The organism is Methylobacterium oryzisoli (assembly GCF_046557895.1).
GTDB lineage: Bacteria > Pseudomonadota > Alphaproteobacteria > Rhizobiales > Beijerinckiaceae > Methylobacterium > Methylobacterium oryzisoli.
Genome location: NZ_JBKIBX010000015.1, coordinates 94,742 through 115,335, shown reverse-complemented (window position 1 = coordinate 115,335; position 20,594 = coordinate 94,742). Strand labels below are relative to the sequence as shown.

Sequence of the window (20,594 nt, the reverse complement as noted above, 5' to 3'; positions counted from 1 at the left end):
GCTTTAGTCAGCCGTCCACATCCTGATCATCCTCGGCAGCCGTCGAGGTCGAAATCGGGAGCGATCACACCCCGCCGCTTGAGAACCTCTTCGACGTCGAGCTCGATGACCCGCCGATCACAGTAATCGACGTACTCCGGCTTGGACGGCATGCGCAGCTCGTACACCGCCACATGCTCAACCGGATCGCCTCGATCATCGTAGACCCAGAGCCAGTCGCGTTCTTCGAGAAGCGTCTGGGCATCATCGTCATCCACGATACCTTCCACACTGCTTTCCCAGCTGGACACATACCCGCGAGCCGACGCCTCGATCAGGATGTCGATAGCCTCCTCATGACTGTTCGCGGCAATGCACTGCGTGGCGTCGTCGCCTTCCCAATCGTGGGACCAGGTCTGATAGAACTTCATGTTGCTTCTTTCAATGCGTGCGGCCCTCAGCAATCTCTTGGAGCCGGCTTTCTCTAGATATGGGGATGAACGTCGAAGCGTCAAAATTTTTGTTCGACGCTGTTGAAGATCGGCAAGTTCCTTATCAAACCCTCTCAACCACCCGGTGCGGGTCGTCCGCCTCGGGTGATCTCTTGATACCGCAGCCTGCCTCTCGACCCTAATATCTTTGGGCAACCACTTCGGCACCGCCCTCAACGTACTGAGCGTGCAACCTCATTCGTGGCCACAGCCGACCAATTTAGCCGATGACGATCGGGGCCCCGCAGCCGAACACCATCGGTCGAGGGTCGACCGTTGCCGCTGATCTATGAAAAGGCATGTGGTTGAGCAGGCCGTAAGCGGGTCCTGGGGCGAAACTTAGGCTAGTGGAAAACCAAGCCTTGCGAGGTCAGCTTCTCGAAGGCCTCGAGATATTCATCCAAGACATCGTTGAGCCGGCCCTCCGCGCCACCATACTCCGCTCGTCGCGTCTCCAAATCAGCCATCAATTGGTCTCGATAGCGCTGGTCGTCAGCGGTGAGGAACGTACGCGCGTCGAGAAGATCGAGCGCACTTTGCATGGCAGCCACGGCCTCCAGATGCGCCGCAACATAGTTGGTGTGGCCAGTCCTGACCGCCTCGACCAAGGCCCGGGGAGCACCCGACAGGCGGGAGATCGCACGCTCACGACGATAGTTGGTGAAAGTCTCGAAATTAATGATGTGACTCATGACAAAAATCTCTGCATTCAAATGGTTAATTCAATCCAAGAAACTTCTTGGCTGGCTGTCTAGCAAATGTCTGGCGACAATCTGGGTCAGCCAGTATGAAGGCTCACCCTTGATCGTTCTACCGAATAGTTGGAATATGCAGCCACAGGCATGGCGCCGGCCGTCGTCGATGGCGCTCCTTAGCTGCTTAGGACTACGGCCACAACACGCGCGGCACGAATGAGCTGCCGTGTCGCTCTATCGCAAAGCCTCTAATCATCACTTGGGGTACACTTGAGCATCCCGCAATGATTGGGATGCCGGCGGCACTCCCCCGAGGTATGGACTACGATCGCGGAAGTCAAGCGATAATCGCTTCAGCCACGCACCCATTGCCGAACGCGTCGACCGTGTTCGTTCTGCAACTGTCAATGACCGAAGGAGACCGTCGGGGTGAGCTTAGGCGCCAGAGCTCGGGAGCGGGCTCGGGTTTGGAAACTCCATCCGTTGCGTCTCTAGTGCAGTGACGCATTCGGAAGGTTCACCATGAGGCTGAGCCATGCGAGTGTGGGGCATGGCTCAGACTGTCTGCGTAATCCTCACTGAAGCTGAGAAGGAGCGGCTGCGCGCAATCAGCCAGGACCGCGCCCGCTCGTTCAAGCACATCCAGCGTGCTCGCATCGTTCTGCTCTCGGGCGACCGCCTGCCCGTCCTCGAAGTTGCCCACCAAGCCGGCGTCAGCCGAACCGCCGTCTGGCGCTGGCAGCAGCGCTACGCCGAGGAGGGTGTCGAGGGCTTGCTGCGCGACAAGACCCGCCCGCCCGGCAAGCCACCCCATGCCACCAGCACCGTCGCCGAGGTGCTGGCGCTCACCTGCTCCGAGCCGCCCGGCGAGGTCACCCACTGGACCGGTCGCGCCGTCGCCGCGGCAGCCGGCATCTCGCTGCGCTCGGTCCAGCGCATCTGGCAGGAGCATCGCCTGCAGCCGCACCGGGTGCGCACCTTCAAGCGCTCGACCGACCCGGCCTTCGCCGAGAAGGTGGAGGACATCGTGGGCCTCTACCTGGATCCGCCCCGCCATGCGGTGGTGCTGTCTGTGGACGAGAAGTCTCAGATTCAGGCGCTCGAGCGCACTCGACCCGACCGCCCGCTCACACCTGGACGACCGGCCACGCGTACCCACGACTACATTCGCCACGGCACCACGACGCTGTTTGCGGCGCTGAACGTGCTGGAAGGCACGGTGATCGGCCGGTGCATGCAGCGCCACCGCCACGAGGAGTTCCTGCGCTTCCTCAACGCCGTCGAGGCGGCGGTGCCCGCCGGCAAGGTCATCCATGTGGTACTCGACAACTACCGCACGCACACCCACCCCAAGGTGCAGGCCTGGCTGGCCCGCCATCCACGCTGGGTGTTTCACTTCACCCCGACCTCCGCCTCCTGGCTCAACGCGGTCGAGGGCTTCTTCTCGGCGCTCTCGCGTCGGCGGCTGCGCCGCGGCACGTTCACGGGGATCGTCGATCTGCAGGCAGCGATCAACCGCTACATCGCCGAGCACAACGAGCGGCCCAGACCCTTCGTCTGGACCAAGCCCGCGGCCGCAATCCTCACCAGCCAGGCTGCACCATCTGTTTGAGTCAGTGCACTAGGGGATCACGCCTTCGGCGTCATAGGGTAGAGATGAGTGCTCGAGGCGCGAGGTCGAACCAGGAACCACAAGCCCTCCACTTCTCGCCACGAAGTGGTTGGAGAGAGGGCGCTCGCCGCAGGTGTGCGACCTCGAACCAACCACGAGTGGCAGCCGGTCGCGAGCGCGCGTCAGCGCGAGGAGCGAGCGGCCTCATCAATACCTGCGCCATCGCCCCCGGTGATCTCCCCTGCCCTTTCACCTCCTCGCCGCAGGCGCCGACGCCGTGGCGTTCGGCTGCTCGCCGACCACCCCGGCGGCCGAAGCGAGCGGTCGCTCCCGCAAGCGGTCGCACCGCTCTGCTTCGGCAGGTGCTTCGCCAGTTCACCTCTCCGACGTAACGAATTGATCTGCTTGATCTCGATCAACTACACTCGAATATTCCATCCTCTATTTCTTTCCTAAGATATGCAACGGACGCAATTTCTACTACTCTCTTGCCGAATACTCTCTGGGCCGCCTGGATGCGGCAAAACCACCCTGCTCCGCGCCACCTCGCTCGACGTCGTCGGGCGTCATCTCCTCGCTGCGCCTCGCACGCAGCTCCTCGACGAGCACGCGGAAGAACTTCGGGCATCGGCTCGGGCGCGCGACCTCGGGATCCCGGTCACCGCCATCCATTCGCGCCAGCCGACGATCGGCACCGTTGAGCGCCGCATTCGGGATGCCCTCGCGAGCTATGGCCCCACCGACCACGCGATCGTGCTGGTCACCCACGAGATGCTCCTCGGCCTCGATCCCGTACTTCTCCGAGGCTGGCACGTCGGCATCGACGAGGTGCCGGAGGCCGCCGTGGTCTCGGGCAGGTTCTCGGCGACCACGACTTGGAGCTCGCTCGAGCGCCACTACGTGCTCCTACCCTCCGAGCACCCAGGATGGTGGCAGGCGGCACCGCATCCGGACGTCGAGGCGCTCACCCGTCGCGAGATCACCGCGGGCGACTCCAAGCTGGCCTCCTTCCACGCCACCGCGCAGTGCCCGACCCGCGAGGTCTACGTCGACGTCGCCGACTGGGAGGAAGCTCGCCACCCCAAGCGCCCGGTGCGCTGGTGGTCGGCCTGGACGCCGATGGAGCTCGCGGGCTGCGCCTCGGTGACCATCACGGGCGCCAGCTTCCGCTCCAGCTTGCTCTACCATGCGAGCCGCCACCTTCACGGTGGCGCCCTGCGCTTCGAGTTCGTCGACGTTGGTGCGGGAGAACCCCGCGCGAAGCCGCGCATCAGGGTCCACTTCTTCACCCGGCATCCGGGCTCGACCGACTGGTGGGAGACGGACGCGGGCAGCCTCTGCCTCGTGCGGATCTCCGAGCACCTCGCGCGCGTCGGGTTCGAGGGCTACTGGTCGGCGAACAAGGCGGCGCGCCCCTACTTCCGGCACCGCCTCGGTGGTCAATGGGTCGAACCCAAGCAGGCCGGGAGCAACGCGCTGCGCCACCACACCTCCTGCTGTCTGATCTACAGCAGCAAGGCGCAGCAGGACGATGAGCCGATCCTCCAGGTGCTCGGCCTTGACCGCGAGGCGATCAAGCACACCCGCGAGTACGAGGACGTCCTGCAGTTCGTGCTACGCGGCGCCGTCCGGAACGCCGACTACGGCGGCAACTACGACGTCTACGTCTACGATGAGCTCCAGGCCGCAGCGCTGCGCGACAAGCTCCTGGCGACCGGCATCACGGATCGGATCGAGCTGATCGCGGTCGAGGAGGCAGGGATCATGGATGCGACCCGCCTGGGCACCTCCCCGCCGCCTGCGACGATCACTCCTGACGCCCGCTCGTTGCGAGAGAGGAGCGAGGAGAAGAAGGTGGCCGAGCGCGAACGGGGTCGGCTTCGCCGCGCCGCCGAGAAGGCCAAGCGGCAGGCCGAGGGCACGCACCGCGGTGTCGGCCGCCCGCGCAAAGCCGAGAGCATGCCGTCAGAGCCGGCAGGGTCACCATACTCGCCATAGGCTCGACCACGCCTTCGAGGCCGACCGTCGTTGTGAGACGGATTGGTCGGCCCTTCGGGGGCAGGCTCGTCAAGGACGTCGAGCTCTGGATGGGGATCGCCGCAAACCCCTTCCGGCGGACTAGAACTTCGTCGAGATGATCGCCGCCCGGCAGATCTGCTCGATGAGCCGGTCTCGAATCAAACCGACCGCTTCGCCCGGTGCCGCGCGGAGAAGCTCAACCTCGATTGTATCGTCGAAGACGGAACGGAGATCATTGACCGTCTCGACTCCGTCCCCGAAGAAGAACTTGTCGCTCCAGTGCAGGAGCGCGCTGTCTTCATCCTCGGCGATGACGTAGGACTTGATGTCCTCATTGTCCGGAGACAAAGCGGTCACATAGTACAAATTCACTGTAAGTATCCCTAAGATTTTGCAATGGAGCGGCCGTCTCAGCGGCCACCGAATGAGTGTGTACACGGATAGCGAGCTTGGCTCCAAAATTTCCGTGAGGCGCCATACCCTGGTTCGGCAGCGGTTACTGCGTGGGAGTGGTCGCGCCATCACCGATGAGCCCGGACTACTTGGTCGCGCTGCAGGGCATCCAGGCATACCTCGACCACTTGGCGCAGCGAGACCACCTTGCAGTCCGTTCCCACCTGCCGACGCCGCGGCTTGTCGCCGAGCTGATCGCCGCCGAAGAGGCGAAGATCCGGCACACCAACCATCTGGAGCACTTTGGGCGCCTACGGAGGTTCCGACTGAGGTATCCACCAAGCGGAACCGGGTCGAGCAGGGACGCGGCGCCGTGCGCGACCGGGGTCGGCGTCGCCGCGCCGCCGAGAAGGCGAAGCGGTAGGCGGAGGGCACCCACCGCAGCGTCGGCTGCCCACGCATGCCCGAGAGCAGGCCTTCAGAGCCGCCAGGATCGCCATACCCGCCATGAGCGAGCAGCTACTGGTAGGAGATGAAGTGTCAGTCGCGATCAGGCCCACCCGCAGCAGGGCGCCAAATCGCGTCAGATGGACCAGGACAGCCGTGGAGCGCTTCGACACCCCAGGGTCGAGCGAGTTCGCGAAAAGCCGCTGACGCCCCCTCCCACGACGCCCTTTAAATCCATTCACAGGGCCGTGGGCAGCCGCGAGTGTATCAGTTGCATCCGAGTTCGCCCGAGCCTCTAAATCGCCGACCTCGAGGTTCTACGTGGACTCTGGACCGCGACGGACTGTCGCGAAATGCGGGTCGCGTAGATATTGACAGAACTTCAAGTAGCAGAGATTAGGGGTAAACCTGACGTAGATGATGCGGCCGGCCGGGATATCTTGCAAGCAAATCGCTTGATCTTCAATGATGGACCCAGTCGATCCAGGCCGGCCTGACTCCAAATCTAACAACCGCATGACGAGTGAAGTACCCCATGAAAGCGTTTACGAGCTCCAGTTCTTCCACGATCATAAGATTTTGTTCATTGACCCACCGTTGGAGCCTGTAGTTTGGAGTAGTGCTGTCCCCACAAGAGGATGGACTCTGTGCGATGGTCCGGGCCGAAGGCCAGCACGCAAAGGGCTCGAAATGCTGCGCAACCTAAGGTTATTATGATCGGACCCATCGTCCGGGTGGCCGCTGAGTCCGGCCGCGCAACGGAGGCTTCCTCCGTCGCCGCGAAGGCGAGGACGTGATGGTAACGGTAGACCCGCTCGCCCGGCGCTCGAAACAAGTTGCGGAAATCCCGGCGCGTGCTGGACTCCGGGGTGTAGCTTTGCACGAGGTAGCCGTGGGCGTCTCCGACCATCAGCAGATCCGGGTCGCCGCGACCCCGCAGCCCGTCGACCGGGCCGCCATCTTCGAGGAGGTCCTCAAGCGCAACGCCCTTCGCCGCGAGGCTCACCTGCCGCTCCTCAACGTCCGGGCCACCTACGAGCGCGAAGTCGCGGGAGCTCTGTGGCGCGCGCACCGCACGAGGAACTACGAGGCGGTGCGCGCCGAGGTCGTCGCCCGTCTGCGGGCCAGGTTTGGGAAGCGGTGGGGCGGTAGTGCCGGGGCGCGCTGGCACGTCGAGATCGAGACCGACCGCGAACTGCGCCGGATCTTCCGGCAGAGCTGACCCAGGCTCGCTGGCGGTTCCCCAGATCTATGTCTCGATCGGGCTCGCCGGAGGGGCTGCGGGTTGGCGCCCTTGTCACTCCTACAACCACCATCGGACCTTCTACGAGCGCGGCCGATCCATCGACTGCCCCGCCCTGCCCGAACAGGCTGCCGAGTGATCCTGTTTGTCGAGGGCGACGCTCGACCGCGGCGGCTTTGTCTGCCGGTCGTGCGTTACGAACTGAGCTCCAATCCACCAAGGCCACCAGACCCACCATGGCGACCCCGGTGGCTATGGTGGGTCTGGCGAGTACGCGGTGCCGCTGCAGCGCGGAGCCGACACCTTCGTCGACGAGTCGGAGCAAGGTGTCGCGATCCGCATCAACTCTCGCACACGACGGTCGTCGTCGCGTGACGAACCCGCCACACCTTACTCTCAGCTTGTCAAACTTCGCGCGAAGGCACCGCACGAGAATTTCGACATCCGCCTACCCGATGTGGTTTCTGGTCCTCGTTCATCGCCGCGGGTCGCCGCGGCAGTATTTGAGGACCAACATGTTTCAGGACATCAATCCCTACGGGTTCGTGACGTACGTCGACAGGGTGACTGGGGAGGTGGATGGCTGCAAGGTCTTGGACATGGCCTTGGTGCGCAAGGAGGAGCGACGCCTGCGCAAGGTGATCGCCGGCATGATCAGGAGCGTTCCGCGCGAGGAGCGGCCGAAGCCTTCGCTGGTCTGGACCAACACGCTCATCGACAACCTCGGCGCGGAGCTCGGCAAGCCGGTCCAGCTCGAAGATGGCAATCCGGGCACTCTCACCTTCGCCATGGTTTTTACGGGGCAGATGTTGCTCCACGCCTCGGCGATGGGCCTGCTGAAGTACCTCGGCTACCGGAATGTGCTCATCACCAACGCGTCGATCGGCTACGCATACGTGAAGTTGCCTGGCACGACCGAGGAGGTGATCGAGCGGCTGGAGCGCGACGGGGCGCTGAAACTCTACGAGCATGCCCGAGCGCTGGGTTCGGCTATCGAGTTCTCTGTTACGAAGCAGATGGTTGAGAGGCTTCGTGCCTCCCGGCAGGCGAGCCTGTAGATGGGTAATACCGTTTGACGAGGGCGACGGCAGCATTGCGTCGATCGTCCGCGACCGCCACTTCGTCACTCGCGAGCGACGGTGTTCGAACTCGCGAACCCCTCGACACCGCCCAGCCGATCACCCCACCCTGGAGGCTATGGTGGGTCTGGTCGGTCTGACGCCGGGAAATGCCGCCGCCAACCGCGAGTTCGAAGAAGGCGTCACGCTCCTGGCGGCCAGCAGCTCAAGAAAGAATTTGGCGCCAGAGCGCGGCGTCAGCTACTACCAAGATATTCACCGCCGTTAACCGTCAGTTTTCAAGGGCACGGCACCTTTGCGAAAGAACTTTCATGAACACGACTGATTTGTCTTGCTCCATCGAGCACCAGGTGGTCCAGAGGTTTGCGGACGCGGCCTACATTGCGCTCCGTCCCACGTTCGAGCTCGGCGCTAACACCGTTCTGGCGAGTTTCGATGAGGCCGAGGAGTTCCGGATCGACTATGGCCCGGCGCATGGGCCGTCGTTCACGATGGAGACGTACACCGACGCCGAGCAGGCGGTCGCGATGATTATTACGATCAAGGCCGCCTACCCTCACCTGCGGATTTGGTACGACGGTAAGGAGACGCACGATGAGATCATCGGCGACGTGTGGCTCGGCCTCGCTGAGTTCTGGAGCTTCGCGAGCGAATGGTGGGAGGTGATGCAGTGGGTTATGGATGGATCCCTCTCTCCTGACGATCCTGAGGTGCTCATCGCGATCGACGAGGTGCCCTTGATCGCGAAGGTCATCGCGCACGCCACGTCGTAGCCTCGGCTGCATAGAGGGCAGAGCGCACGCCTCTGGCACCCGCATCACCATCTACGTCCGGCCCGGGATCGAGTAGATCTCGGGCGAGACGGGCGAGAGACTGAGGTCAGGCGAGTAGCACCTTCGTCACGAACGATCGTCGGGAACTCGGTCTACCTCAGCCGGACTGCGCTGTGAAAAAATTTGACGCCCGAGCGCTACATCCGCTATCACCAAGATGTTCAACGCCGCCACCCGCTGATTTTCAAGGGCGCGGCTGATTTCAGAAAGCCAATTGATGACCATCGAAGATTTCGTCTGCTCGAAGGATGCCTATGCTAACCGCGAGACGGTTCAGAAGCTTGGGCAAGCGACCTACATTTCGCTCCGCCCGACCTGCGAGCTCGACGACTACACCGTCGTGAGCTACATCACCGAAGCCGGCGATTTTCGGGTCGATTACGGCCGCGCGGAGGGACCGCCGTTCACGCTCGTGCGGTGTGATGACGCCAAGGACGCGGTCGAGACGATGATCGCGATTAAGGCGGCCCACCCCAATCTGCGGGTCTGGTACGACGGGCTGGAGACCCAGGCCGAGATCACCGGCGACGTGTGGCTCGGGCTCGCGGAAGTCCTGAGTGAGGTCTATGGAGAGTGGGAGCTGGTGGCCCAGGTCGCGGCCGGCACCCTCGCGCCGGATGATCCCGAGGTGCTCGGCGCGATCGACGAGATCCCCTTGATCGCGGCGGTCATCGCGCACGTCACGCCGTAGTTGCAGTCGGACCGCAGGTTGCTAACGCCTGCCATTTGCCACGAGTGCCGTCGCGCAGAACAGCCGGCGGCCCATGGAAAACGCCAGATTTTTTGATCATTTCGAATTTTATTGAGATATATTATGCACACCCGCGATTATTTGCGCTTCAAGAGAAACTGCACGCAAGAAAGCTTTGGCTGCTACCAGTTCGATCGGGCGACTTACGTCGAGATTGTGGCCCTCACGGACGAGGACGACGCGAACGTGTGGTTCGATTGTGCGGACTACTATGTGCTCAGGTTCGGAATGCCCAATCGACCGGCCTGGAACTACGCTGGTTTCGAAGACGCGGCCGAGCTTCTGGACTTTGTCAGCACTCTCAAGGAGCAGTATCCTGATCTGCCCGTGTGGTACGCCGGACCGGAAACGTTCGGCATGACCCGCGTGCGCGCCCCGATCTGGTCGAGCATGACCCACCTCATGGCCGCGCACGATGAGGACTGGGAGATCCCCCGGGACGTGGTTCACAACAGTCTTCCCATGGATGATCCCCGGACCGTGAAGGCGATCAGCGAGGAGCCGCTGATCGCGACGGCGATCGACCGCCTCGAGAAGCTGAAAGCGTCCGGGGTCGAGCTGCCCCGCAACTCGGGGATCGTGCAGTTCGCGTTCGCTCTGCCCGCCTCGGCGGCCAGCTGATCCTGCGCCCGAGTTTCGTCTCGAACGCAGACGACGCCTGAACGGCGGGACCTCAAGCACACCAGCCCTTCTCTGCTCGCAAGGCAGAGAAGGGCAACTCGGCCATCAACTATGATGACGCCAAGCCCTTCACAAGTTCTATTAGATGGATTGCGGAACACTGATCAACATGCATGAAAGACGAAAAATTTCTGGCCGCACAAAAGCAGCGCTCGCGAGGTTGCAAGGGAAAGGCTTCATGTGGAACACAAAACTCGGCTTCAGACACATTATCCGGACCGACGGTTCCGTCACAGAACATGAAGGATTGACGTGGGTCTTCCGATGCGGTGATGACATCGACTTGCCGAATTGGCATCCTGGTGCTCAGAAGTGTAACGTGCGAACCGTGTACAACGGCAAATACGCTGAGGTTGTTGCGACCTACGGAGTGCCTGGCTGGACCAACTCACCTTGTGACGTGTCCACTCACTTCCCGCTCAATCCTCTAGCCACGGGCCTCATCCACCAGCCGGACGCGCGCTGGATCAGCGGACGGCACCGGAAAGTTTGTTGCTACGGCGACGCCGTGTTGTGCACCGACATTCGCACCCGCTGGATCTTCGGTGCGTGGCAGCATTCTCTCGATGAGGAGGAGATGTGCTTTGTCGATGATAATTTGGCGACGAAGCGTCGGCTCTTGCGCAAGAGTATCGATGGGCGTTCGGCTATCTTCTTCGACGACACTCCGAACGAAGATGACTTGGTCTACTTGGTAATGCGCTTCGCCTGACGGACGATTGGCTAGAATTAGAGATCGTCAGGCCCTTGTTGGGCTTGACGACGCGAGACTTGCCGTGTCAACCTACCGGATCGGATAAACCGTTCCGGACGACACCTTACGCTTGGGGGAGAGGGGCATGCTCTGACGTCGAGTGAGCTGGTTCATTCGGCGGCCCCAAGCCGACAAGGTCAGCCGACTGCCGGTCTTGCCCTCGAAGATCTTATACAGCCCCTCCGCCTTAAGGCCGCCCCCAGTCCGGATCATCGCGTACTTGGGCTCGCTCGGCCGCAACTCGGACAGCCACTCCTCGACCTCGCACAGGTCGGTGTGCTCCGTAACCGAGGCAAATTCCCGGGCAGCATGGCCGTGTCGGCGTCTCGCGCAAACGGCGGGTACAACAATCTCAATGGCTTGCGATAAGCCGGTGCCGAGCAAGCGTGGTGCTCGCCCGGGAATTTGCCCCGGTTACGTGTGCTCCGCCTGAAGTTCGCGCTGAGCAGGCAGATGGTGCAGGACCGGCGAAGGCTCGAACACGTCAACGGACCGCCAGAGTAGATGGAAATTCGTGGCGTTGATCACCTCCCAGGCCGCGGCGTGGTCGGGCGAATTCGGATCGATGCGGAAAGTCATCTGGGGGAACCGGTGGTGGCCGCTCGGATCCTTGATCAACTCGCTCACCGGCTGATTGGCCGTGGCGATCATCGTCGCCAGCTGGCTGACGGTTTCGGTAAACGAGGTGCCGAGGTTGCGCCTCTCCACCTCCTCCGCCGTCAGCAAAGCCTTAAGGATTGGGATCTGCTGACCCTTGATCTGCTCGCAGTCGTCAATCACGAAGACGGGGTAAGACAGCAGCTTTTGGCAGCGCTTGTCGCTCAGATCCGACAGAAGGGCAGCACCACTCACAAGATCGTCCAGGGGTTGGACGAGACGGCGAACGAACGTTGTCTTTCCGGCATCCTGATGCGGGGAGACGATGATCGGCATCATGTGGTGATGGATCTCTCGATAGAGAGGTTTGCTCTTCACCTGATGGATGAAGTGCTTGAGCAGCGCGATCGCGAGATCCGCGGGCATGTCGAACGCCGCAGCCACCAGATCGCGCCACATCTGTTCGGCGCGGATCTGCTCGTCCGAGGTGAGAGGCTGCATGAGGGGATGCAGCACGGCCGCCCGACGCCGCGTCTTCGCCTCTTCCTGCAGGGTGCGCACGACATGTCGCAGGATGTCAGCTCCGACCTTGAGCCCGAGGTCACGAGCCGCCAGCACGAGATCACCCGGCAGGTTGCTGAGCGAGATCGGTTGGAACGACAGGCAGGCCAGCACCTCGTCGAGGCACGTCGCCGTCCATTGTCCCTTAAGGGATCGCGGGCTTCCGTTGAACTGGAAGGTGATCTCCCGCTGCTCGAGGATACCCTCGACGAACGCCCTCACGCCGGTCCCGTAGGTGCCGACCTGGGAAAAGGCAGGCTGCGCGGCGACCGCCTGCGCGATCGAAGGAGCGAGTTGGGCAGCCGAGTGGGACTGGCCGCGCGCGGAAGCAGCGACGCTATAAACGCCGTCAAACATAGCAGTAGCCTTGAAGTATGAAGTGGTAAATGACAATGAGTCTAAGTTGAAAACGAACGTGCTTTATGAATTTGTTGCCAGTATCTCCAAGTGTCCTGCATGAAAATAGCAGGAAGAGCATCACAAAAATCTAACGCCGCAGGCTCAGCAATTGGCCCGCGGCGTCCTGACCTGTGTTGCAGACTGCGGAGCCGCCGCCAAGCCCTTGTTTCGGGCCTCGCGGCAACGCTCGTTCAGTCCCAGCTCTGAGCCGGGGCGGGCTCGTATGGGGTCGCGACCGCCGTGTCAAGGACCGATCGAAAGAAGCTGCGTTCCGAAAGGAGCCGAGGCCATCGCAGGCGAATGCCCGGTGCCGGGAAGCTCAAGATCGTGATCGTCGAGACAGACGAGCTTGAGAGCGTGGCGATCCTTGGCCAGTTCGGCGAGGTGCCGGAGGACTTCGCCGAGCGGCTTCAGGGAGGCTGAAGCAGCTTTGCCCGGGCTTGATCTCGATCCAGGAACTCGAAGCCGAGGTCGAGTTCCTGAAGGCCATTAAGGCCACGCGGGAAGGCGGCCTACAACCGCGCTGCCCGCCTCGTCGAGCATCAGCAGCCGGTCGAGAGCCCGCGGATCCTCGATGGGCGCGGATCACCACTGCCCGTAGTAGGCCGTATCCACCCAGCACTCGTACATCTCGGGGTCGACGCGCGCGATCCCGAGCCCTTTCTTGGTCAGCACCTCGTGCGTCCAGCCATCGTCTTGTGGGATACCTTTGATGATCCCCTCAGCAATCATTTGGCACGCGACCATCCACGCCAAATCTTGCTCGCCCTTCTCCATAAAGTAATCGGTGAATGTCGGCTGGTTGATGTCGACAAATCCGAACGTCAGCCAGTTCGGTCGCATCGTCAGTTTGATACTGGTATAGCGGATGTCGCGACTGCTGAATTGGACTTAGTATCTCTGATCGTACCGGTGCTCCCACGGCGATTGCAGGGTCGCTTTGACCGTCGAACACATGCGCCTGAGGCCGAATTTATCGACTTCGACTTCAGAGATGCCGATTTCTGAGGTGTTTGCAGGGGTCATTGTTCACTCCTGCTACCTCCCCCTAAGAGCGTGGATTCCCGATTGCAAGCCCCTTTTTTGAAGCCTTGCCCTCGGTGTTCCAGCCGTCGCGTGGGGACCACCACGGTGGCGAAGATCGCGGTGACCGGGCAGGCGGTGAACACGGTCGACGCCCACGCCGCGACGTCGACCAAGCGCGGATCCAGGTAGCGCGCCAGCGCCTCGGAGCGGGCGTCCGGCAGGCCGAACCCGAGCACGGTCTCGGACCGGAGCGCGACCACGCCGACCCCGACGCTCCAGCTCAGGATGACGGTCAGCCCCGAGCCGAGCACCAGCCGCGGCGACAGGGTAAAGGCCGACCAGGCGACCAGCATCAGGAAGAAGGTGAACCTCGGCGGCCGCAGCTTCATCGCCACGGGCCAGGGCGGGGCGTCGAGGGGGTTCGGCACCATCAAGGTCGCGGTGAGCAAAGCGGCGTTCGCCAGCACGAAGCCGAGAACCGTCCACCCGGGCACCGGCCGCGTCGCCAGCCGTCCTCACGCGAGCGCCATACCCACGAATGCGGCCACCAAGCCGAGGTAAAAAGCCGTCCCGGGCCAGGGGTGGACGAGGGCGCATCAGGCGGCGACTGCGACGAAGTCCAGCGTGAGCGCCTGCGCGCCGAGGCGTCCGCTGCTTCTCAGCGGGCGCGGCCGCGATGCGTCGCTCGAGTACGCCCGCTTCCGCGTGGTGGATCGCGGGGTCACGGATCGCCTCTGGTTCGATAAGGCCGTGTCCGCCAACTGTCAGTTCCATGCTCCTTCCCGGAGTTGCCGCGCGCGGCCATCGTTCACCGCGGCGTGCACCCGGGAAACGAGGGAGCGGCGCCGGATGTGATATCGGTGGCTCCGCACCACGCAAGGTCGTCATCGCGGGACGCGCCGCGGGTCGGGCGACGGATGTGCGAGTCGGGCCATCTCGGGAGGCCGCACTCCCTCGCGAACCGATGTCATAATCCTTCTCACCGCCCCGTCGAAGCATCAGCCAAGCTCGACACCGACGTGATGCAAGCGGGAATGGATTATGAAAATCGTCGTCATCGGCGGAACCGGGCTGATCGGCCGCCAAGGCGTCGCCAACCTGCGCACCCTCGGCCACGAGGCCGTGCCCGCCTCGCGTGTGAACACCCTCACCGGCGAGGGGCTCGCCGACGCTCTGCGCGGCGCGCAGGTGGTCGTCGACGTCGCGCCCCCCTCCTCCGAGGAGGTCGCAGTCCTCGCCTCCTTCGAGACCTCGGCCGCGACCTCCTCGCGGCCGAGGCGGCGCCGGCATCCGCCACCACGTCGCCCTCTCCGTTGTCGGCACCGACCAGCCGCGCCCGCCCGCCTACTTCGGCGCCAAGCTTGCCCAGGAGCGGCTGATCGCGGCCGCGGGCCTGCCCCACACGATCGTGCGCGCGACCCAGTTCTACGAGTTCATGGGCAGCGTCGCGGGCGGGGGACGCGGGGCGACGTCATACGCCTCTCGCCGGGCGCGATGCAGCCGATCGCCTCGGCAGACGTCGCGCGGGCGGTCGCGGAGGCCGCCGTCGCGGAGCCGGTGGGCGGTGTTGTCGAGGTCGCCGGCCCCGAGCGCGCACCGCTGGCCGAGTTCGTCGCCACCTGGCTCGGCCACCAGGACGATCCCCGCCGCACCGTGGTCGACCCGGCGGCGCCCTACTTCGGCGTGCCGATCACCGACGCCACCCTGACGCCGGGCCCGAACGCGCGCATCATTCCGACGCGGTTCGACGCCTGGCTCGCCGCCTCGGCGGGCAACGGGTGGCTGCCTGATGCACCCCGCCTCCGCCTGCCTCGCCCTCGCGACGCTTCTCGGGCTCGTCCTAGCGGCGAACGGCGTCTTCATGCTCGTGGCGCCCGGGGCCTGATACGAAATTGATGACGATCACCTCGGGGTTGGCGGCATGCCCCCTCCGAGCGACTACACCGCCGAATAGCACGGCGTATGGGGTTGACACTCAAACGAAGCGATCTTAGATCGTCGCGCATTCGGAAAGGCGGCTTCCCCGCGGGGACGCTGTTTACCTATCTCGAAAGGCCAGAGGGCACCTTTTGTCCTCACATGTGGATTTTGAGAGTGCTTTAACTCTCTCCACAGCGCCAGAGTGATCTAACGTATATTGTTAGGTCACGACTTATTCGAAAGCCTTTTCTCAACATAAGGTCTGCCAAGGGTCCACGTGTCCGCACGTGAACTCGCGGCACCCTACGCCTCATGCCGCAGCCAACCGGCTGCTGCAATCATGGTGTTATGCAAAGAAAAGGCGAGACGCGATGAACCCGTTAACTGAGTGCAGGCTTAGATCTTCCGCGAGCTGCAAGCGCGATACTGTGGGCGCGTTGACCCATCTTTCGAGCTGTGCTGCCTGTGTCAACGGATCGCTCTTGGAGCGAGGTGTGAGAGCACGGTGCTTCCCCGAGCCGGTCCGCATCTTGCTCGGACGCCTCGCCCCACGACCGGGCCGAGTTCCTGATCGGCATCTTCGACGAGAATCTGGAGCAGCCCGGCGCGCGGCGAGTTGCTCGGAGTCGCCTTGCCGCCGCGCTCTCAATTCTGCTCACGGGTGCCCTGGAGCACCTCTGCGGGACGGAGATCGACTGCCTTGAGGCCGCGGCACCTTACGCGCTGACCGAGCACGAGGAGTGGCGCGCCATGGACGCCGCGCGGCTGCGCCGGTTCCGAGAGACCTGTTTCACGATCCAGCGGGATGCTCGGCCGCGCTACTCGACATTCGCGTGGGGGCTCGCCGGATGCATCGACATGCCTGACTGCCTCTGCAGCATTGGAGACGCACGATTATGGTCCCGCTCGACTCTCGCTCCCCGAGCCCGGCCCCTCCGCCGGGCCAAGAGTCGGATGCGCTAAGCGCTCCGGCTCTGGACCGAGGTAGCCATCGGAGGCGGCGCCACATGAGCGCGATCGTCCTGTCCTTCGCGCCCGTACGGACTGTCGCCGGCTTTGACTGCGGCCGCTGGCGCGTGACCGTCAGGCGGCACGGCTGGATCCAGCGGACATTCTATCGCCCAAGCCGCGAGGACACCGGCCGGACCACCAATCGTATCCGTGGCCTCAACCGCATCCCGGGGGCACTCCCCATCCCGCAGGCGTGCAAGAGGATGGGGCGATGACGTCAGCCCCCTACGTGCCGACGAAGACCGCTCAGCAGGCTGTTGCGGGCCATGAGATCGAGATTATCCAGGCACTCGGCATCCAGTGGCGAGCTGGGCAGAAGGACCACATCACCTGCCCCTACCCGTCGCACGGCGGCGCAGACGATTGGCGGCTGAACGATAAGGGCCGGGCGATCTGTACCTGCACCGGCAATAAGACCGACAGCGTCTTCGACGTCGCCAGCAAGGTCGAGGGCCTGGACTTCGAGGCGGCGAAGATCCGCTGCGTCGAGATCATCCGCCGCTCAGACCTCATCCGGCACAAGTCGGGCGACGGCCGGTTTCAGGCCACCGACGCCGAGAGCCTGATGCAGGCACCCGTGGAGCGGCGTGACGAGGTCCTTCCGCGGGCCTACCTCGCCTACCGCCTCGGCATCGAGCCCGATGCCGTGCTGATGCCGAGCACGCCTGTGGTCGGGCTTCGAGCGCTAGCCTACTTCGATTCGCCGAAGGGCAAGGGCAAGCCGGCGCTGGTAGGCGAGTACCCGTGCGCGGTGTTCGGCCAGATCGACACGGCGGGCTGGCGCCACGCCCACCGCGTCTACCTCTCCCCCGGCGGCGCCGGGAAGGCGGACCTCGGGCACGGGCCGGATGGCAAGTCCCGCGACCCGAAGAAGTCGGCGAAGGTCACGGGTGAGGAGAGTACCGCCGGCCGATCCGTGATCTGGGGCGACCCGGAGCGCGCGGAGTGGTGCCTCCTTGCCGAGGGCATCGAGACGGCCGCGGCCGTCGCCCACGCCTTCCGGTCGGAGATCGAGGCGGGCACGGCGTATGTGGCCGCGGCGATCAACGCGGGTGGGATCGAAGCTTTTGAGCCCTGGCCCGCCACGCGGCGCTTGACCGTTGCGGCGGACCGGGACGAGGCGCTCAAGCCCGGCCGCCTCGCTCCGACCCGCAGGGGCGAGCTGGCGGCCCGGATCTTTGGCATCCGCCGCCACGACCGGCTTGCCGTTTCGGTCGCGCTGCCGGGAGAGCCCGGGACGAAGACCGACTGGCTCGACATCCACGGCCGAGATGGTTCGGCCGGCGTGCGCGCCGGCATCCTCGCGGCGGCGACGTTCACCCCGACCTCCGAAGAGATCAAGGCCGAGCGTGAGCGCCATGAAGGGATCGCGAGCGTGCAGAAGGCGGCGTACGAGTATCCCCTGCCGGATCTGGACAGGCTGACACTCACCTACCAGCGCACCCGCTCCGGCAAGGTGCGAGTGCATCAGGCGGTCAAGGTGGGTCAGGACGTCGAGATGGTGCCGATTTCGTCGCCGTTCGGAGTGCTGGCACGCTTGCGGTTCGCCGATGATGGAGACCCCTACGGCCTGCGGCTCGCCGTGGAAGATTTCGGCGGCAACCGCCGCACGATTGACATCGCTCGGGCCACCCTCGCCAAGCAGGGTGCAGCCGACATTCGTGCTCTGCTCTACGCCGAGGGCTTGCGGACCGAGAATGACGGCGAGCACGTCGTCGTGAAGGCCCTGAAGGCCGCGGACCCGGAGCGCGAAATCGTCGTCCTGCAGCGGCCGGGCTGGCACAGCCTGGATGGGACCGACGATCCCTACTTCGTATGCCCTGACGGGCAGGTGCTCGGCGCAGAGGGCGATGACATCCCCGAGCTGTCCGTCAATGCCAAAATTAGCGCCACGGTAGCCCGTAACGGGACGCTACAGGGCTGGCAGCAGGCGGTGGAGGCGGCCTGTACGGCCCCGCGGTGCGAACACTGGATCATCGGCGCCATCGCTGGCTTCTGCGCTCCGATCCTGTCTCTGTGCGGCTTCGACACCTGTGGGCTCAATCTCTCGGGCATAACGAGCGTCGGGAAGACGACGGCGCAGCAACTCGCGGTGTCGGCATGGTCCCGCGCAACACTCAACCAGCGCCAGAGCCTGTTGCAGAGCGCGAAAGCGACCGCGAACGGTATCGAGCCGGTAGCCGCGCGGGCGAACGGCACCGTTCTGGCCTTGGACGAGCTGGGACACGTCGACGGTAAGGAGCTCGGGCGCATCATCTACAGCCTCGCGAGTGGCGTCGGCAAAGCCCGAATGGGCGCCGATGCTCAGCTGCGCCCCTCCTACACATGGGCGACCTTCATCCTGCTTTCGGCTGAGAAGTCCATCGAGGAGAAGGTCCGCGGCGACGGCGGCGAGTTCGCGCCTGGTATGGCCGTGCGCCTCCCGGATGTGGATACTTCCGGTATCAACCGCGTGGTAGATCAAGCCATTCTCGACCGGATTGGGGGCATCGACCGCAATCACGGCCACGCCGGACCGGCTTTCGTGGAGGCGCTGATTGCCGCGGGGCTCCACCGACAGGCGCAGGAGCTTCGGCGAGGGATCGATCAGAGCGCACGCGCTATCGCTGGCCCCGGTGCCGACGGTAAGCACGTTCGTGCGGCCACCCCCTTTGCCGCTCTCGACACTGCCGGGCGAATAGCACAGGAACTCGGGATCCTCCCACGGAGCATTGCGGTCGCGCGCGCCGTTCGGTGGGCGTGGTCCCGGTTCACCGCGTCCTCGGACGCCCTGGCGCTCGATCCGGAGCAGCAGGTCGTGATGAACCTGCAGGCCTGGATCGCTGAGCGGTGGAACTCAAGTATCCACCCGATCACTTCCGACGACATGATGCGTGCTTCGTCCCGTGATGCGCTCGGCTGGTACGACGACGTAGCCGTTTACATTCCTTCTCGAAGAATATCTGAAGCGACTGGCGGCGCCCTCAAGGAAATTGAGATTGGCCGCGCCTTGAGCCAGCAGGAGCTCATCGTGAAGAGGCACAGCAATGACTGCTTTTATGTCTCCTACGTCCCCAAGATTGGGAAGGTAAAAGCATACGCGCTCGCCCGCGGAGCGTTCGGGCGTCCGAGCCCAGAGCCACGGTTTGAGGTTCATCAGGGAGACCGCCGGTGATCGATCTCGTCTCCATGTTTGCGCAGGCGGCGGAGGACTTGGCGTCCGCGACGGGAGAAAGCTCTTCCGGCTTCCCGGTTTTCGAAAAGTCCGAACCGGAGGAACAAAATGTTGATATCAAAGACATTTCCGGCCTTTCCAGTGTTTCCGGATCCCGCCAAAGGGGACACGAGCTTTTCCCGCAAGCCAGCAGCCGAACGCGTGAGTATGTGGGCGGGGAGGCGCACCCGCGTGGATCTTATGCAGAGACGCCGGAAGCACCGGAAACGCCGGAAATGCCCATAGGTTCATATACTTACTTTTCCGACTCTTCTGCTAGAAAACCGGGAAACGACAGGGAAACCGGGAATCCCGCTCCCCTGGCGACCGCCTCCGACGGCGTTGATTCCAAGGAGCTGGCCGCCATCATGCAGTATGAGGGCGGATTGCCCCACACCGAGGCGGAGGCACTGTCCGACCCGCTGGACGTTCGGAGGATCTACGCCGCACCCGCCACTGAGCCGCTCCCGACCGGCGACGGCCTCGCCCTATGGTGGGCGGGGCTGGCTCGTCTCTCACCCTCCGTGCCGCCATGCCCCGACTACCGCGAGGAGGAGTGGCGCCGGGTCCATGTTCGCGCCGTAGCATTCCTCGACACTTTCGGTGCGCAGGCCGAGGCACTGGGCTGGACGACGCCCGATCTATGGGGCGTGCACCCGATGGTCGGGACGGTTCGCGTCGACCATTGCGGTGCGCTGGTTCTGGTGATCAGCGGCCCCATCGTTGCCATCACGAGTGACACCATCCGTCACCGCGGCCTAACCTTCTACCGCAAGCCGCACCTGCCCCGTGGTGTGCCGCTCTGGAGCTTCGCACGATGAGCCCGGCTGACCAGTGGGGCCCGTTCGCTCCAGGCCTCGACGAGGCGGAGCACGGTGCCTGCCTCCGGTGCCTGCGCTCTCTCGTAGGC

General features: G+C 63.9%; 18 protein-coding genes and 1 pseudogene. 11 read left to right on the top strand and 8 right to left on the bottom strand.

The features are described from left to right. Positions 1-26: 26 nt before the first annotated feature. Both ACKUB9_RS16625 and ACKUB9_RS16620 read right to left on the bottom strand, forming a co-directional pair. A complete protein-coding gene (locus ACKUB9_RS16625) occupies positions 27-410 on the bottom strand; it encodes a hypothetical protein (RefSeq protein WP_407523801.1) in 384 nt (127 codons plus the stop codon). Positions 411-814: 404 nt separating this feature from the next. Further along, a complete protein-coding gene (locus tag ACKUB9_RS16620; protein WP_407523799.1) occupies positions 815-1,162 on the bottom strand; it encodes a hypothetical protein in 348 nt (115 codons plus the stop codon). 553 nt (positions 1,163-1,715) lie between these two features. Here ACKUB9_RS16620 and ACKUB9_RS16615 point away from each other — a divergent pair. After that, entirely contained in the window at positions 1,716-2,777 is a 1,062-nt protein-coding gene (locus tag ACKUB9_RS16615; protein ID WP_407523797.1) for an IS630 family transposase, read from the top strand. Between the two features lie 480 nt (positions 2,778-3,257). Here the strand turns inward: ACKUB9_RS16615 and ACKUB9_RS16610 are convergent, their stop codons facing one another. Then, positions 3,258-3,545, bottom strand: coding sequence for a hypothetical protein (locus tag ACKUB9_RS16610; RefSeq protein WP_407523795.1), 288 nt, complete (start codon positions 3,543-3,545; stop codon positions 3,258-3,260). Between ACKUB9_RS16610 and ACKUB9_RS16605 the strand changes: the two genes are divergently transcribed. Continuing rightward, entirely contained in the window at positions 3,531-4,775 is a 1,245-nt protein-coding gene (locus tag ACKUB9_RS16605) for a hypothetical protein (RefSeq protein ID WP_407523793.1), read from the top strand. The two genes, ACKUB9_RS16610 and ACKUB9_RS16605, sit on opposite strands and share 15 nt — an antisense overlap. A 120-nt stretch (positions 4,776-4,895) precedes the next feature. Here the strand turns inward: ACKUB9_RS16605 and ACKUB9_RS16600 are convergent, their stop codons facing one another. Further along, positions 4,896-5,168, bottom strand: a complete 273-nt coding sequence (locus tag ACKUB9_RS16600; protein WP_407523791.1) for a hypothetical protein — start codon at positions 5,166-5,168, stop codon at positions 4,896-4,898. A gap of 1,360 nt (positions 5,169-6,528) precedes the next feature. Here ACKUB9_RS16600 and ACKUB9_RS16595 point away from each other — a divergent pair. The 3 genes from ACKUB9_RS16595 to ACKUB9_RS16585 all read left to right on the top strand — a co-directional run bounded on the left by ACKUB9_RS16595 (position 6,529) and on the right by ACKUB9_RS16585 (position 8,731). Then, positions 6,529-6,858: a hypothetical protein gene (locus ACKUB9_RS16595; protein ID WP_407523789.1), complete on the top strand. Its 330-nt coding sequence runs from the start codon at positions 6,529-6,531 to the stop codon at positions 6,856-6,858. A gap of 536 nt (positions 6,859-7,394) precedes the next feature. Then, positions 7,395-7,937: a hypothetical protein gene (locus tag ACKUB9_RS16590; protein WP_407523787.1), complete on the top strand. Its 543-nt coding sequence runs from the start codon at positions 7,395-7,397 to the stop codon at positions 7,935-7,937. Between the two features lie 332 nt (positions 7,938-8,269). Then, positions 8,270-8,731, top strand: a complete 462-nt coding sequence (locus ACKUB9_RS16585) for a hypothetical protein (RefSeq protein ID WP_407523783.1) — start codon at positions 8,270-8,272, stop codon at positions 8,729-8,731. A gap of 126 nt (positions 8,732-8,857) precedes the next feature. Here ACKUB9_RS16585 and ACKUB9_RS16580 read toward each other — a convergent pair whose 3' ends face one another. Beyond that, positions 8,858-9,016 carry a hypothetical protein gene (locus ACKUB9_RS16580; RefSeq protein ID WP_407523781.1) on the bottom strand — a complete coding sequence of 53 codons (159 nt, stop codon included), beginning with the start codon at positions 9,014-9,016 and terminating at the stop codon, positions 8,858-8,860. Between ACKUB9_RS16580 and ACKUB9_RS16575 the strand changes: the two genes are divergently transcribed. From ACKUB9_RS16575 to ACKUB9_RS16565, 3 genes are all read left to right on the top strand, one after another. Next, positions 9,009-9,482: a hypothetical protein gene (locus ACKUB9_RS16575; protein ID WP_407523779.1), complete on the top strand. Its 474-nt coding sequence runs from the start codon at positions 9,009-9,011 to the stop codon at positions 9,480-9,482. The two genes, ACKUB9_RS16580 and ACKUB9_RS16575, sit on opposite strands and share 8 nt — an antisense overlap. A gap of 123 nt (positions 9,483-9,605) precedes the next feature. Next, positions 9,606-10,163: a hypothetical protein gene (locus ACKUB9_RS16570; RefSeq protein WP_407523777.1), complete on the top strand. Its 558-nt coding sequence runs from the start codon at positions 9,606-9,608 to the stop codon at positions 10,161-10,163. A 145-nt stretch (positions 10,164-10,308) separates the two neighbouring features. Then, entirely contained in the window at positions 10,309-10,935 is a 627-nt protein-coding gene (locus tag ACKUB9_RS16565) for a hypothetical protein (protein ID WP_407523775.1), read from the top strand. Positions 10,936-11,391: 456 nt separating this feature from the next. Here ACKUB9_RS16565 and ACKUB9_RS16560 read toward each other — a convergent pair whose 3' ends face one another. From ACKUB9_RS16560 to ACKUB9_RS16550, 3 genes are all read right to left on the bottom strand, one after another. Continuing rightward, entirely contained in the window at positions 11,392-12,492 is a 1,101-nt protein-coding gene (locus ACKUB9_RS16560; protein ID WP_407523773.1) for a VapE domain-containing protein, read from the bottom strand. Between the two features lie 627 nt (positions 12,493-13,119). Further along, positions 13,120-13,377: a hypothetical protein gene (locus ACKUB9_RS16555; RefSeq protein WP_407523771.1), complete on the bottom strand. Its 258-nt coding sequence runs from the start codon at positions 13,375-13,377 to the stop codon at positions 13,120-13,122. A gap of 179 nt (positions 13,378-13,556) precedes the next feature. After that, positions 13,557-14,027 (bottom strand): hypothetical protein, encoded by a 471-nt coding sequence (locus ACKUB9_RS16550; protein ID WP_407523769.1) that lies wholly within the window; start codon positions 14,025-14,027, stop codon positions 13,557-13,559. Between the two features lie 574 nt (positions 14,028-14,601). Between ACKUB9_RS16550 and ACKUB9_RS16545 the strand changes: the two are divergent. From ACKUB9_RS16545 to ACKUB9_RS16535, 3 genes and pseudogenes are all read left to right on the top strand, one after another. Then, positions 14,602-15,330 (top strand): annotated as a pseudogene (locus tag ACKUB9_RS16545) (SDR family oxidoreductase); the annotation flags it as partial. Between the two features lie 1,372 nt (positions 15,331-16,702). After that, entirely contained in the window at positions 16,703-19,645 is a 2,943-nt protein-coding gene (locus ACKUB9_RS16540; protein ID WP_407523767.1) for a DUF927 domain-containing protein, read from the top strand. Then, on the top strand, positions 19,642-20,505 hold the full coding sequence (locus ACKUB9_RS16535; RefSeq protein WP_407523765.1) for a hypothetical protein: 864 nt from the start codon (positions 19,642-19,644) through the stop codon (positions 20,503-20,505). Before ACKUB9_RS16540 ends, ACKUB9_RS16535 begins: the two co-directional genes overlap by 4 nt. The last annotated feature ends 89 nt before the right edge of the window (positions 20,506-20,594 follow it).

What these genes read in the sequence shown, in the direction of transcription:
- ACKUB9_RS16625 (WP_407523801.1), bottom strand. Translation starts at nt 410, where the DNA reads ATGAAGTTCTATCAGACCTGGTCCCACGATTGGGAAGGCGACGACGCC.
- ACKUB9_RS16620 (WP_407523799.1), bottom strand. Translation starts at nt 1,162, where the DNA reads ATGAGTCACATCATTAATTTCGAGACTTTCACCAACTATCGTCGTGAG.
- ACKUB9_RS16615 (WP_407523797.1), top strand. Translation starts at nt 1,716, where the DNA reads ATGGCTCAGACTGTCTGCGTAATCCTCACTGAAGCTGAGAAGGAGCGG.
- ACKUB9_RS16590 (WP_407523787.1), top strand. Translation starts at nt 7,395, where the DNA reads ATGTTTCAGGACATCAATCCCTACGGGTTCGTGACGTACGTCGACAGG.
- ACKUB9_RS16585 (WP_407523783.1), top strand. Translation starts at nt 8,270, where the DNA reads ATGAACACGACTGATTTGTCTTGCTCCATCGAGCACCAGGTGGTCCAG.
- ACKUB9_RS16575 (WP_407523779.1), top strand. Translation starts at nt 9,009, where the DNA reads ATGACCATCGAAGATTTCGTCTGCTCGAAGGATGCCTATGCTAACCGC.
- ACKUB9_RS16580 (WP_407523781.1), bottom strand. Translation starts at nt 9,016, where the DNA reads ATGGTCATCAATTGGCTTTCTGAAATCAGCCGCGCCCTTGAAAATCAG.
- ACKUB9_RS16570 (WP_407523777.1), top strand. Translation starts at nt 9,606, where the DNA reads ATGCACACCCGCGATTATTTGCGCTTCAAGAGAAACTGCACGCAAGAA.
- ACKUB9_RS16565 (WP_407523775.1), top strand. Translation starts at nt 10,309, where the DNA reads ATGGATTGCGGAACACTGATCAACATGCATGAAAGACGAAAAATTTCT.
- ACKUB9_RS16560 (WP_407523773.1), bottom strand. Translation starts at nt 12,492, where the DNA reads ATGTTTGACGGCGTTTATAGCGTCGCTGCTTCCGCGCGCGGCCAGTCC.
- ACKUB9_RS16555 (WP_407523771.1), bottom strand. Translation starts at nt 13,377, where the DNA reads ATGCGACCGAACTGGCTGACGTTCGGATTTGTCGACATCAACCAGCCG.
- ACKUB9_RS16540 (WP_407523767.1), top strand. Translation starts at nt 16,703, where the DNA reads ATGACGTCAGCCCCCTACGTGCCGACGAAGACCGCTCAGCAGGCTGTT.